The 13,087-nt window shown below is 66.9% G+C and carries 9 protein-coding genes and 2 pseudogenes; 6 read left to right on the plus strand and 5 right to left on the minus strand.

What is annotated here, in order from left to right; genetic code table 11:
- Positions 1-344: 344 nt before the first annotated feature.
- From AC2YJX_RS09270 to AC2YJX_RS09280, 3 genes and pseudogenes are all read left to right on the plus strand, one after another.
- A pseudogene (locus AC2YJX_RS09270) lies at positions 345-730 on the plus strand (EamA family transporter); the annotation flags it as partial.
- Positions 731-920: 190 nt separating this feature from the next.
- Positions 921-2,378, plus strand: a complete 1,458-nt coding sequence (locus AC2YJX_RS09275) for a hypothetical protein (protein ID WP_487255864.1) — start codon at positions 921-923, stop codon at positions 2,376-2,378.
- A gap of 295 nt (positions 2,379-2,673) precedes the next feature.
- Positions 2,674-3,069, plus strand: a pseudogene (locus AC2YJX_RS09280) (EamA family transporter); the annotation flags it as partial.
- A 102-nt stretch (positions 3,070-3,171) separates the two neighbouring features.
- Here the strand turns inward: AC2YJX_RS09280 and AC2YJX_RS09285 are convergent.
- Both AC2YJX_RS09285 and AC2YJX_RS09290 read right to left on the minus strand, forming a co-directional pair.
- Positions 3,172-3,684: a hypothetical protein gene (locus AC2YJX_RS09285; protein ID WP_487255865.1), complete on the minus strand. Its 513-nt coding sequence runs from the start codon at positions 3,682-3,684 to the stop codon at positions 3,172-3,174.
- A gap of 55 nt (positions 3,685-3,739) precedes the next feature.
- Complete coding sequence (locus AC2YJX_RS09290) at positions 3,740-4,885, minus strand: MFS transporter (protein WP_487255866.1); 1,146 nt, start codon at positions 4,883-4,885, stop codon at positions 3,740-3,742.
- A gap of 66 nt (positions 4,886-4,951) precedes the next feature.
- Here AC2YJX_RS09290 and AC2YJX_RS09295 point away from each other — a divergent pair, with 66 nt between their 5' ends.
- Complete coding sequence (locus AC2YJX_RS09295) at positions 4,952-5,899, plus strand: LysR substrate-binding domain-containing protein (RefSeq protein WP_487256096.1); 948 nt, start codon at positions 4,952-4,954, stop codon at positions 5,897-5,899.
- A gap of 48 nt (positions 5,900-5,947) precedes the next feature.
- Here the strand turns inward: AC2YJX_RS09295 and AC2YJX_RS09300 are convergent, their stop codons facing one another.
- Together AC2YJX_RS09300 and pssA are read right to left on the minus strand one after the other, a co-directional pair.
- Entirely contained in the window at positions 5,948-6,790 is an 843-nt protein-coding gene (locus AC2YJX_RS09300) for a PhzF family phenazine biosynthesis protein (protein WP_487255867.1), read from the minus strand.
- Between the two features lie 52 nt (positions 6,791-6,842).
- Entirely contained in the window at positions 6,843-7,469 is a 627-nt protein-coding gene (gene pssA, locus AC2YJX_RS09305) for a CDP-diacylglycerol--serine O-phosphatidyltransferase (RefSeq protein ID WP_055397283.1), read from the minus strand.
- 258 nt (positions 7,470-7,727) lie between these two features.
- On the opposite strand from pssA, the gene AC2YJX_RS09310 reads away from it, so the two are divergent.
- Positions 7,728-9,683 (plus strand): acyl-CoA synthetase, encoded by a 1,956-nt coding sequence (locus AC2YJX_RS09310; RefSeq protein WP_487255868.1) that lies wholly within the window; start codon positions 7,728-7,730, stop codon positions 9,681-9,683.
- A gap of 91 nt (positions 9,684-9,774) precedes the next feature.
- Positions 9,775-10,770, plus strand: a complete 996-nt coding sequence (locus tag AC2YJX_RS09315) for a Bug family tripartite tricarboxylate transporter substrate binding protein (RefSeq protein ID WP_487255869.1) — start codon at positions 9,775-9,777, stop codon at positions 10,768-10,770.
- Positions 10,771-10,982: 212 nt separating this feature from the next.
- Here the strand turns inward: AC2YJX_RS09315 and AC2YJX_RS09320 are convergent, their stop codons facing one another.
- Entirely contained in the window at positions 10,983-13,058 is a 2,076-nt protein-coding gene (locus AC2YJX_RS09320) for an acetoacetate--CoA ligase (RefSeq protein ID WP_487255870.1), read from the minus strand.
- Between the last annotated feature and the right edge of the window lie 29 nt (positions 13,059-13,087).

Here is a 13,087-nt window from a genome sequence, read left to right on the forward strand (position 1 = left end):
TGAACGTCACCCCGCAGCCACCCCAAACGGGCACGCGTGCAGACATGCCTGAAACTAACGCATTGCACGAACCATCACAGCTCCGGTAGCTTGATCCGACTGATAGTCAACGCCCCGAGATCGCAAACAGCGGCGTCAGGAGGCGAGGTGTGTAACCGCTGACGGGCGGCTTGTCTAGCAATCATTTCTCGCCGGACGATTTTGACGGCGTCGCATGCGTGTGAACCTCACCCGCATGTTGTAGCACCCGCCCCTGCTGGACGCGGTCCGGGCCTTTGTTGCGACGCTATGGCACCAGAGCTTGACCCACGCCGCGCTGGAGCTGCACATCCAGCCACATCGCCCTCGTGTGGGCGCTGACCAGAGTGGTCATCCGCACGACGCCTCTGGCGAGCGTGGCCCCTGCCAAGCAGTTGTGTACTAGATGGGCGTGAGCACGGCGGTGCTGTCGCTGGATCTGGGCGAGTCCTGGGTCTGGCAGTTCAGCGCGTTTGCCTGGGGCTCGCTGCTGGTGCAGGCCCTGGTGGGCGCATTTGTGAGCTACCTGGCCTGGATGTGGATGCTGGCGCACTACCCGGCGACCAAGATTTCGGTGTTTGTGTTCCTCACACCCGTGTTTGCGCTGCTGTTTGGCGCGCTGTGGCTGGGCGAACCGGTCACGCCGGGGCTGGTGGCGGCACTGGTGCTGGTGGCGGCGGGGATTGTGCTGGTGAACCGACGGGCGGGTTGAGCATTTGTATCAAATAGTGCCATAGGGCTACCTGCGTAGTGATGGCAGCTATCATTTTCATGACACTCGCTGTCGAAGATTCCTGGTCCAGGTGTGTGGGAAGAACACACTGGGACGGTCTGAATCACCGCTGCGAAGTACCGCCACCGGTACCCGGGCACCATTTCACGCTTTCTTCAAAAAGGTATCCATGCGTCACGTCACACTGACCTTTGCACCCGAAGCCGTTCACCAGTGGGCCCCCCGGGCCTTGCCGACCTTGCGAGCCACGCTGGCCCTGGGCTGTGCCGCACTGGCCTTGGCAGGCTGCGGCGGCGGCTCAGGCTCCGCAGAGCCTGGCCAGCCCCCCGTCACCAGCACGCTGCCCGCCCCCGAGAACTTTGAGAACAGCGGGGCCCTGAGTTTTGCGTGGAGCGCCACACCGGGCGCCACGCGCTATGAGCTCTTTGCCGACATGGATGGCCCAGGGCCTCAGACGGAAGTACAGATGGGCGCGGCGCAAGGCCTCAGTTTCTACTCCACGACGCAACGACAGTTTGGCCACCTGAATCTCGCCCGAATCCCTGATTTCATCAACGCAACCTTCCGCCTGCGGGCTTGTAACAGCGATGGATGTGGAGCCTTCACCGCAGCAAAGGCGCTGGACCTTCCCAGCCGCATCAGCTACGAATTCTCCTCGGGACGTGCCCCCCTCAAATCCTCATCAAGCAATTTCGACCCCATATCCCAAGACGGCCTGACCCTGGTCCTTCGCAGCTACAACGGCTCGACGAGCACCTTGTTGGTGTTCGCGCGCACGGCCGCTGGCCAGCCATGGCAGCAGCAGGCGGAAATCCCCACCAGTGCGTACTGGATCGCGCTTTCAGCGGACGGCAACACGCTGGCCGCCAGCGAAGAGTCCAAGGTACAGATTTACCAGCGCAGCAGCGGCACCTGGAGCCAGCCAACCACGATTGCCTCGACCCAGACGCCCGCTGCCTGCCCCCAGCCCTGCCAGATAGTCCCCGACCGGCTGGCACTGTCGGCCAACGGCAACCTGCTGGCGGTCACGGGGCGCTTTGGGGCGGCAACCAACGACTCCAACGCCGTTTTCACCTATGTGCGCACGGGCACCACGTGGGCCGCGCAAAACCATTTCGCGCCAGGCGACAGCATCGTGGGCACAGCCCTCGCCCTGTCGGGCGACGGCAGTACGCTGGCACTGAACAGCGGCGCCATCACCCGCGGCGTGAACTTCACGCCACCGCACGTGCATATCTACGCGCAGAACGGGGTCGATGGATGGACCGAACAAGCGCGGCTGCCTGTGGGCATCGTGAATTTCCTGGACATTGCCGCATCGCGGTACAGCGCCATGACGCTCTCCCACGACGGCAACACCATGGCGGTGGAAGCCCGGAACGCGCCCAACGCGCTACCGGCGGAATACCACATCACGGCCGCAGACCTCACGTGCGCAAGCCCGGGCACCGGAAGCACAGCACCGGGGTGGCACATCGCCCTGTTTGCGCGCGACGGCGCAGCATGGCAGCGGCAGGCTGTCATTGCACGTGAGACTGCCGCCTCATGGGCACTAGCCAACAATGGCAATGCTCTTTTTTACGGCGAGCTTTTCAACCGCCGCAACGGGGTCTGGGCCTGCCCCTGACCCCTGTGCACCCGGCCTATATAGCCCGTTGGCCGGGTTCACCGCCTCAGAATCAGATTCCGGGGATTGCCGACAACGGAACCTAAAGGCGCAGCATGCAGCCTCTGACAAACGACTTGCCAAACGACCGTTTCACGCCAGACGATTTCGCGACGTCCCACGCGTTTGAAAATCGCCAGCATGCCACCCAGCGTGCCCCTCGCTGAACGCGGTCCGCGCCATTGTGGTGGCGGCGCGGCAGCGGAGCTTTGCCCGCGCCACACTGGAACTGCGGGTCACCCACAGCGCCAACACGTGGGCGCTGACCACGGTGGTCATCCGCACCACACCGCTGGCACGCGTGGCCCCGGCCAAGCAGCTTTTCTATCAAGTGGCGGTGAGCACGGCGGTACTACCGGTGCTGTCGCTGGGCCTGGGTGAGGCCTGGGTCTGGCAGTTCAGCGGCTTTGCCTGGGGTTCGCCGCTGGTGCAGGCCCTGGTGGGTGCGTTTGTGAGCTACCTCGCCTGGATGTGGATGCTGGCGCACTACCCTGCCACCAAGATCTCGGTGTTTGTGTTTCTCACACCCGTGTTTGCGCTGCTGTTTGGCGCGCTGTGGCTGGGCGAACCGGTAACGTCGGGGCTGGTGGCGGCACTGGTGTTGGTGGCGGCGGGCATCGTGCTGGTGAACCGGCGGCCTGCGGTGGCGTAGTACCCGTGACAAAAGGGTTTGCATAAAAATACGGCCTAGCGCTTTATTAACAAGCACTTAAAGCTACTATTTTTATAGCAATTCTTTTGCAGGCGGGTGTCGTCAGCCCACCAGACTCAGTGCATACCGCGTATCCAGCAACACCTGAATGCGCGCACCCAGCGCGGCGCCTTCATCGTCCTCCAGCCGCGTGAACTGCTGGGTCCAAGCCTCAGACTGCGCAAAATTCGGGAACCGGGGTGGTTCGCCCCACAGCCAGTCCGGGTGCGTGGCCCGGGGGCTTCGTCCAAACACATGCAGGTGCATCTTGCGGTGCAGCGCGGGGGTTTTCGGCCCCTGGGGATGGGCCAGTGGGTTCAGCGCGTTGTTGCCCGCCTCCCAGTAGTTCAGGCAGCCACCGGCAAGCTGCGGCAAGGTGTCGAGCATGGCCCGGCCCGTTGCGGCCACCAGGCACGACCAATGCGCCAGCTCTTCGGGCGTCAGCTCGCTGCGTTCCCAGACGGGACGCGGCGGGTGGACCAGCACATGCCCGCCATCGCCGCGGTGGTTCATGGGCCGCGCAGGGAGGTCGACCGTGCCACCGGCACAGCGGATCAGGGTGGTGTGAAGGTTCAAGGGCAATTCTCCAAAGCAGAGGTTTGTGAAAAGGGGGCGGTGGCCGCTGCGTGCCTTATCCATCGCCGCGAGGCGCCCAGCAGGCGATGGCCGTGGCCGAGAGCAGCAAGGCTGCAACGCCATACACCCAGGCGGACGGCGCAATGGGCAGCAGCACACCCGCCAGCACCGGGCCCGCACCAGCGCCCAGGTCCCGCCACACCGACCGCGTCGCCAGCGCCTGGATGCGCCCCGGCCCCGGTGTGCGGCGCGCCACCAGCGGTGGCAACAGCGGCAGCAGCAGGGCCCGCAAAATCACGATGGCCAGCGCGCTGGTCCACAGCCACCCCAGCCCAAAACCCACCAGGGCCAGCGACGTGAGCACGGCGAAACCCACGAGCAGCACTTCGGCGCCGTAGTGCTCGGCCAGGCCGCCACCCACCGCACTCAGCACGATCTCGGCCAGGTAGCGGACCGACAGCAACAGCGCCGCCACGACTACCGGATGGCCCGGCAGCACATCCCGGCCCAGGTACGACAGGCCGATGATGAACAGGCCGTCCAGCACCAGCCCCTCGACGAAGGAAAAACGGTCCAGGCGGCCCGGCAACTTGCCCCAGCGCTTGGGCGGTGGCGGCAGGGCATGCGGCTGGGCGGGCAAGTGCCGCGTGGCCAGCAAGGCGCACAACGCAACAGCCGCAAACACAAAGAAGATGGCCCGGGGCTCCCACCAGAGCGCGCAGACACCACCCGCGGGCAGGGCCAGCATAGGTCCCAGCGCTGCAAAGGCGCGCGACTGCCCGGCGCGTCGCGCTGCGCCCAGAGGCTCGGCCGTGGCCAGCGCCTGCGTGGCGAGGTTCAGCGCCGCAAACGCCAGGCCCCACAGCAGCCGCAGGCCCAACAAGGCGATGAAGCCGCTGAGGATGGCGTACCCCAGCGCACACGCGGCGGCGGCCAGCACGGCCAGCGAGCAGGTGAGGCGCTCGCCATGGCGGGCATAGAACCGCGCCACCGCCCCGTAGCCCGCAATGCGCACGAGGCGATTTGCGGCCAGCAGAATGCCCGCTTCAAACAGGGTGACGCCAAACGCCGGGGCAAACATCGGCAGCAGCAGGTAGAGCACCGTATCCCCGGGGAGTGACAGGCCCAGCGCCAAGGCGGCGCGGCGCGAGTGGAGGTCTGAGGCAGAGGGGTTGGCTGAAGGCTGTGGCATGGCCCGCATGGTGCGCGGCGGTGCCCGGCGCGACAAACGATATTGCTGCGCGCCATGCGTGACAAAATTGCACGCATGTCACCCCGCCTGCCCCCGCTGAATGCCGTCCGCGCCTTTGCAGCGGCGGCGCGCCACCAGAGCTTTACCCGCGCCGCGCTGGAGCTGCACGTCACCCACAGCGCCATCAGCCGCCAGATCAAGGCGCTGGAGGAGCACCTGGGTGTGGAGCTGTTCGAGCGCAAGACGCGGCAGGTGCTGCTCACGGCGGCAGGGCATCAGTTTCACGCGCAGGTCGGGCCTGCACTCGCGCAGATCGGCGCCGCCGCCCAGTCGCTGCGGGGGGATGCCGGGCTGCGCAGCGTCAAGATCAACGTGCGGCCCAGCTTTGCGGTGCGCTGGCTGATCCCCAGGCTGCCGGGTTTTGTGGCCCAGCACCCGGACATCGAGCCCCAGGTCATCACCAGCACGCTGGCACCCGACCACGCGGCCGAGGCCTTCGACCTGGCCCTGCGGCGCGGCCCGCGCGGGTGGCCACCAGGCATGCAGATCCACCCGTTTCTGGAAGACGAAGCGCTGGTGGTGGGGTCGCCGGCGCTGTTCGCCCAGCGCCCGGTGACGCGGCCCGAGGCGTTGTCGTCCCACGTGCTGCTGCTGTCCAAGTCGCGCAGCAAGGACTGGGAAAGCTGGAAGAAGCAGGTGAACCTGCCAACACTCCAGCCCGCCAGCTGCCTGCAGTTTGACCATCTGCACTTTGTGCTGCAGGCCGCCGTGGATGGGCTGGGCTTTGCGATGGCCCCGGTGTCGCTGATTGCCCACGACCTGGCCTCGGGGCGGCTGGTGTCGCCCCTGCCCAGCTTGCGGCTGCCGCTGACCCGGCACTACTTCGGCACGGCCCCGGACCCGTCGCCGGAGACGCTGTGTCTGGTGCAATGGCTTCGGCAAGAGATGGACGCGCTGCCAGGTGCGCTGCCGCCGTCAGGGCCGGGGCGCACAGCGCAACATTCAAGTCAAAACAAGCCCTAGCGCTTTACCATCAAGCGCTAAAAGCTATATTATTTGTAGCAAGAAACGTTATTCGCCGTCGCTCATCCACCGTGCCGTGCCCGACACGCGGATGGAGCTGCCCGCCACCGGCCCGATCTCGGCGCGCAGGCGCGAGCGCATGCCCATGTCCTCGCCCTGTACCACATCGATGGCGCCGCCATGCGGCCAGCCCAGGTCGCGCAGGTAGCCCGCCAGTGCGGCCGTGGCGGCGCCCGTGGCCGGGTCTTCCAGCACGCCGCCCGAGGCAAAGGCATTGCGGGTGTGCAGCAGCCGGTCCGACTCCACCCACACCAGCACGATGGTCACCAGCTTGGCGTTCACCATCAGCGTGCGGCCGGCGTCCAGCGCGTAGTGCATGGCCGCCAGCGCCGCACGGCTGCGCAGGGCCAGCACCAGGTGGTCCGCACCGCCATGGATGAGTGCGGGCGGGATGCGCGGGTCCAGATCGGCCGCGCTGAGGCCAAACAGGGCGAGCGCGTCGGCCAGCAACGTGGCAGGCACAGGCCCGCTGCGTGTGGGGGGCGACTGCAGCGCCGCCTGCACCAGATCGCCCTGGCGGCGGCCTTCGACCGTGATCTCGGCCTGGCTCAGCGACAGCGCAAACACGCCGTCGCCCTCGCGCTGCGCAAGCGCGGCGCCCAAGGCAATGGTGGCGTGGCCACAAAAGGGCACCTCGCTCTCGGGCGAAAAGTAGCGCACCTTCCAGCGGCCATCGCCCAGTGGGGCGGCAAACGCGGTTTCAGAAAAGCCGACCTCGGCAGCGATGCGCTGCATATCAGCGGGGGCGGGCAGCTCGTCACCGATCCACACACCGGCGGGGTTGCCCCCCACAGGTCCATCGGAGAAAGCTGCGATTTTTTGAAGTGCCATGGTGTTCAATATCCAGAACGACAGGACAGGAGATGGCAGGGCAGCCAGTGGCTCAGAGCTTGGGAATGCGAATCCGGCTGATCATCAACGAGCCCGACACCGCAAACAGCAGCACCAGCGGGTGCAGCGTAAAGCCGCCAATGAGCACCTTGCCAAACCACAGGCTCTCGCGCACAGCGCCCAGGTAGGCGGCCAGGGCCATCAACGCCACCAGCATGATGGAGGTGGGAATCGGCGTGCCTTCAAAGTACTTGACCTTGCCGTCGTCGCCCGACAGGGTTTCGGCCGTGACGTTGTAGCGCGCCAGGCGCGACACGCCGCAGGCCACGAAGTAGGCCAGCACGATGCGGTCATACAGGCCCTGCATGCCGCAGCCGTAGGCAATGATGGCGGGCGCTACGCCGAAGGAGATCACGTCGGCCAATGAATCCAGCTCGCGGCCCATGGCCGAACTCTTCTGGCGCCAGCGCGCGATGCGGCCGTCCAGCACATCAAAGATCAGCGCGGCCAGCACCAGGGCGCACGCAAAGTACACATGCAGCACGTCGTTCGTTTCCAGGTACGACATGACCGAGAACAGCGCGCCCACGCCGCAGACCGCATTGCCCAGCGTGAACCAGTCGGCGAGGTGGAACTCACGGATCATCGAAAAACGTTTGGGCGGCTGCGGAGTGTTCATGGAGGGAAGGCGCGCGGCGGGGCGCGCAGTGGCAATCAACAAGGTCCATTATGGGTGTGCCGCAGCACCACCCGGCGCTGAGAGCTTGCGGACGGTCTCGCAGGGGGGTCCTGAACCCTCTCTGACATCTGCGTGACTGCTTTTGCGCCGGCACACAGACAGACTGTGGCCACGCGGCGGGCGCAGGCGGGTAGGACGATGCCGCATCCGCCCCCCGCCGGTGACCGACCCGCAGCCCCATCAGACCCGAGACCCGCCATGCGCCTCCCACAGATGCCCCCGCTCCACACGCCTTTCTCCCCCGGTGCCCCGGTGCGCAGCTTGCAGGATGTAGAACGGATTGAAGCCCGCCCCCTGACCGAAGCGCTGCCAGTGCAAAGCACCTACGAAATCTTTGTGAATTCGGCAGCGGCGTTTGGCGACAAAACGGCGCTGAGCTTTTTGCCCACAGCCGACCCGGCGCACGAACCCATCCGCTGGTCGTATGCGCAGCTGCTCACCAGCATCCACCAGACGGCCAACCTGCTGCACCACCTGGGCGTGGGCCCACAAGACGCGGTGGCCGTGCTGCTGCCCGGCTGCCTGGAATACCACCTGGCCCTGTGGGGCGGTGAGGCGGCGGGCATCGTGCAACCGCTCAACCCCATGCTCACCGACGAGAAGATCGCGGCCATGATGACCCTGGCACGCGCCAAGGTGCTGATTGCCTACGGTGCCGCAGGCGATGTGGGCTACTGGAGCAAGGCCCAGCGCTTGATGGGCATGGTGCCCACGCTCACCACCGTGCTGCGCGTCGCCCCCCACGATGAAGCCCCTGGCGCGGCAGGCCCGCTGCCCGACGGCGTGGTGGACCTGGCCGAGCGCCACCAGCACCCCGGCGACCACCTGGTGAGCGGCCGCCACATTGCCGCCACCGACATCGCTGCGTACTTCCACACCGGCGGCACCACGGGCGCGCCCAAGCTGGCGCGCCACAGCCACGGCGCGCAGGTGTTCACGGCCTGGGGCTGCGTGCAGATGCAGGGCATCACACCCGAGGACGTGGGCATCAACGGCTACCCGCTGTTCCATGTGGCGGGGGTGCTTCCGGGCTCGCTCGCGGCGCTGTCGGCGGGGGTGGAAACCATCATCCCCACCACCGGCCTGTTCCGCAACCGGCAGGTGATTGCCAACTACTGGCGGCTTGTGGAGCGCTACCGCTGCACCTACCTGTCGGCCGTGCCCACGGTGCTGGCGGCACTGGCCAATGTGCCGCTGGGCGGCGCCGATATCTCCACCCTGCGCTACTGCCGCACCGGCGCGGCCATCCTGGCGCCCGAGCTGGCGGCGCGGTTTGAGCGCCTGTTGGGCCTGCACATCCACGAAAGTCTGGGCATGACGGAGATGGCGGGCATCTCCACCATCACACCACCCGGCGTGAACGCGCCCGCAGGCTGCGTGGGCTGGCGGCTGCCGTACACCCAGCTGCGCGTGGTGGCGCTGGATGCACACGGCAATGCGTCGGACCAAGACATGCCACCCGGCCAGCCAGGCATGGTCCTTTTCCAATCGCCCAACCTGTTCTCAGGGTTCCTCGACGCAGCCGACACGGCCAAGGCGTTCACCCACGACGGCTGGCTGGCCACGGGCGACCTGGGCTTTGTGGACGAGCAGGGCCGCCTGCACCTGAGCGGCCGCTCCAAGGACCTCATCATCCGCAGCGGCCACAACATCGACCCCAAGGTGATCGAAGACGCGCTGGGCGCCCACCCCGCCGTGCAGCTTGCTGCCGCCGTGGGTGCGCCCGACGCCTATGCGGGCGAGCTGCCCGTGGTCTACGCCACGCTAGTGCCCGGTGCACAGGCCGTGACCGAGGCCGAACTGCTGGCCTTCACCGCCGAACGCGTGGACGAGGCCGTGGCCCGCCCGCGCTGGGTGCAGGTGCTGGAGACCATGCCCGTGACCAACGTGGGCAAGATCTACAAGCCCGAGCTGCGCCAGCGCGCCGCCTGCCACACGGTGCAGGCGCTGGTCGATGGCGTGTGCGCCACCGAAGCCCCGGTCCAGCCCCGTCCCCAGGTACTGCCCGAAGGCGACAACGCAGTGCGTGTGACCGTGGCCCCCGGCGCGCAGGCAGACGCACTGGCAGCACGTCTGCGCGAGGTGCTCGCGCCCCTGCCCCTCACCGTGCGCATCACCACCGCCCCCGCCGCAGGGAGCCCCCAAAACGCATAAGCCCATGGCGTGACAGCCAGGCACCGGCCCGCCACCATGCATGGCGCAGCCCGCTGAGTGAATTTTGATAACCATGACAGGAGACAAACCCATGCCCTTCCACCCCCTGATGTCCCGCCGCACCTGGCTCGGCGCCGCTGCGCTGGCCGCTGCCCTCACCGGCACGTCGGCATTTGCGCAGGCCTACCCCAACAAGCCCATCAAGATCGTGGTGCCCTTTGCCGCTGGCGGCGCCACCGATGTGCTGGCGCGTGTACTGGCCGAGAAGATGGCCGTGGGCCTGGGCCAGCCCATGGTCATCGACAACAAGCCCGGCGCGGCCGGCATCATCGGCACCGACGCGGTGGCCAAGGCCGCGCCCGACGGCTACACGCTGCTGCTGGGCCTGAGCAACTCCATGCTCACCAACCAGTTCCTCTACACCAAGCTGCCCTACAGCCCCGAGAAGGACATCGCGCCCATCTACCAGATCGCGATTGCCCCGCTGGTGCTGGTGGCCCACCCCAGCGTGCCCGTGGCCACCGGCCCCGAGCTGCTGAAATATGTGGCCGCGAACAAGGGCAAGGTGGCCTACGGCTCGTACGGCACTGGCGCCTACCCGCACCTGGCCGGGGCGTACATGAGCCTCACGCAGAACGCCGACATGAGCCACGTGGCCTACCGGGGCGAGGCGCCCATGGTGCAGGACCTGCTGGGCGGCCAGATCCAGATCGCGTTTGCCAGCGCGCTGCAGGTCAAGCCCCACATCGAGGCGGGCAAGCTCAAAGCCATTGGCGTGAGCGGCGAGCGCCGGATGGGCACCCTGCCCAATGTGCCCAGCCTGGCCGAACAGGGCCTGAACGACGAGGCCTACCGCGTGGCGGGCTGGCTGGCGTTTGGCGCCCCCGCAGGCACGCCGCCCGCCATCCTGGAGCGCATTGCCGACGAGGTGCGCAAGACCACGCAGCTGCCCGATGTGGCCCAGCGTATTGCGGCAATGGGCTTTGATGTGCAGAACAGCTCGCCCGCGCTGTTTTCCGCCGCGATTGCCAAAGAGCGGCCGGTGTGGGAGCGCTTGATCAAGGCGTCCGGCGCGAAACTTGACTAACCCCCTGAGGCGCTGCGCGCCTTCCCCCTGAAGGGGGACGCCGCCAGCGCGGCGGGGCGGCCCTTGCGCGGCGGCACTGGCATGGCGTCACGCCCTGAGGCGAGCAGTCAGGAGAAACAGGGCGGCTGGAACCAAGGACGGCCAGGCACCCCACGGATAGGACAATTTCAAATAAAAACAGGCTCCTGCGCTTTTCCCCAAAGCGCAGGTAGCTATGTTTTTTGCATCGACTTCGCCCGCTGCGCCGCAAACGCCACATACCAGTCCAGGCACCCAGGATTCGCCATCGCGTCCTTGTTCACTACCTTTTCGATCGGCTGGCCCAGCAGCAGCTTCTTGATGGGCAGCTCCTGCTTCTTGCCGCTCAGCGTGCGCGGCACCTCGGCCACGGCAAAGATGTCGTCGGGCACAAAACGCGGGCTTAAAGCGGTGCGCACGGCACCGTTGATGCGCGCGCGCAGGGCATCGTCGAGCGCGTAGCCCGGGCGCAGCACCACAAACAGCGGCATGTAGCTCTCGCAGCCCAGGTATTCCAGGTCCACCACCAGGCTGTCGAGCACTTCGGGCAGCGATTCCACCGCGCTGTAGATCTCGCTCGTGCCCATGCGCAGGCCGTGGCGGTTGATGGTGGCGTCGCTGCGGCCGTAGATGACGCAGCCGCCGTTGGTGCCGATCTTGAGCCAGTCGCCATGTCGCCACACCGCGCCCATGCTCGCGGGGCCGTCGCCACCGCCGGGCCGGCGGCCGTGGCCTGCGGGGTACATGTCGAAGTAGCTCGACAGGTAGCGGCTGCCGTCCTTGTCGCCCCACAGAAACAAAGGCATCGACGGGATGGGCTGCGCGCAGACCAGCTCGCCCACGGCGTCCTGCACGGGGCGGCCTTCGGCGTCCCAGGACTCCACCGCCGCACCCAGCATGCGGCATTGCATCTCGCCCGGCACCTGCGGCATCTCGCGGTTGCCGCCGATGAAGGCGCCGCAAAAATCCGTACCGCCCGAGATGTTGTTCCACCAGATATCGTGCGTACCAATGGCCTCGAACTGCGCCGTGCCCCACTCCTGCACCTCGGGCGACAGCGGCGAGCCGGTCGTGCCCAAAGCGCGGATGCGCGTCAGGTCGCCAAAGTCGGCCAGCGTGATGCCCGCCTTCATGCAGTTGGCAAAAAACGCCGCGCCCGCGCCGAAGAAGGTCACCCCCGTCTCGGCCGCAAAGCGCCACAGCACGCCCCAGTCGGGGTGGTCCTTGCTGCCGCCGGGGTTGCCGTCGTAGATAACGCAGGTGGTGCCCGACAGCAGGCCGCTGAGCTGTGCGTTCCACATCACCCAGCCCGTGGAGCTGTACCAGTGGTAGCGCTCGCCAAAGCTGTTGGCCTCGTAGCTGCAGCCGATGTCGTTGTGCAGCACCTTGAGCTGCAGCGCCACCAGCACCGTGCCGCCATGGCCGTGCACGATGGGCTTCGGGAGCCCCGTGGTGCCGCTGGAATAGACGATCCATAGCGGGTGGTCAAACGGCAGCCACATCGGTTCAAACGCTGCGGTTTCCGCATCATTTTGTGCCGTAGCGCTTGTCCAGCCTGCGCAACCAGCTATCGAAACAGAATCAGTCAGATTACCCAGCAACACCACATGCTGCACGCTGGGCAGGTCGGCGCGCAGCTCGGCCAGCACGCCAGTGCGGTCGTGGTCACGCCCGCCGTAGGTCACGCCGTCCACGGCGATCAGCACCTTGGGCTCGATCTGGCGGAAGCGGTCGAGCACTGCGTGCGTGCCCATGTCGGGCGCGCAGATGCTCCACACCCCGCCGATGCTGACCGTGGCCAGGAAGGCGACCATGGCCTCGGGCACGTTGGGCAGGTAGGCGGCCACGCGGTCGCCGGGCTGGATGCCCTGGGCCTTGAGGTGCAGCGCCAGCGACGCGACCTGGCGGCGCAGCTCGGGCCAGCTCAGCTCGCGGTGGTTGCCTTTTTCATTGTGGCTGATGATGGCGGGCAGACCCGCTGCGTGCGCCGCATCGACATGGCGCAGCGCCTGGCGCGCGTAGTTGACCTGAGCGCCAGGAAACCACTGAGCGCCGGGCATGGTGTTTTTGCCCAGCACGGCGGTGTGGGGGGTGGGCGATTCGATCTGGAAGTAGTCCCACACGCTTTGCCAGAACGCATCCAGCTCGGTGGTGGACCAGCGCCACAGGGTGTCGTAGCTGTCGAACTGCAGGCCGCGCTGGTCGTGCAGCCAGTTCTGGAACAGGCGGATCTGGGGAACGTAAGGCGGGGATTTGGTATTTGTCTCCATGGCGACGCAGCGTAGCAGCGCATCCGGGC

Source organism: Acidovorax sp. SRI_002 (assembly GCF_057586455.1).

What these genes read in the sequence shown, in the direction of transcription:
- AC2YJX_RS09275 (WP_487255864.1), top strand. Translation starts at nt 921, where the DNA reads ATGCGTCACGTCACACTGACCTTTGCACCCGAAGCCGTTCACCAGTGG.
- AC2YJX_RS09290 (WP_487255866.1), bottom strand. Translation starts at nt 4,885, where the DNA reads ATGCGGGCCATGCCACAGCCTTCAGCCAACCCCTCTGCCTCAGACCTC.
- AC2YJX_RS09295 (WP_487256096.1), top strand. Translation starts at nt 4,952, where the DNA reads ATGTCACCCCGCCTGCCCCCGCTGAATGCCGTCCGCGCCTTTGCAGCG.
- AC2YJX_RS09300 (WP_487255867.1), bottom strand. Translation starts at nt 6,790, where the DNA reads ATGGCACTTCAAAAAATCGCAGCTTTCTCCGATGGACCTGTGGGGGGC.
- pssA (WP_055397283.1), bottom strand. Translation starts at nt 7,469, where the DNA reads ATGAACACTCCGCAGCCGCCCAAACGTTTTTCGATGATCCGTGAGTTC.
- AC2YJX_RS09310 (WP_487255868.1), top strand. Translation starts at nt 7,728, where the DNA reads ATGCGCCTCCCACAGATGCCCCCGCTCCACACGCCTTTCTCCCCCGGT.
- AC2YJX_RS09315 (WP_487255869.1), top strand. Translation starts at nt 9,775, where the DNA reads ATGCCCTTCCACCCCCTGATGTCCCGCCGCACCTGGCTCGGCGCCGCT.
- AC2YJX_RS09320 (WP_487255870.1), bottom strand. Translation starts at nt 13,058, where the DNA reads ATGGAGACAAATACCAAATCCCCGCCTTACGTTCCCCAGATCCGCCTG.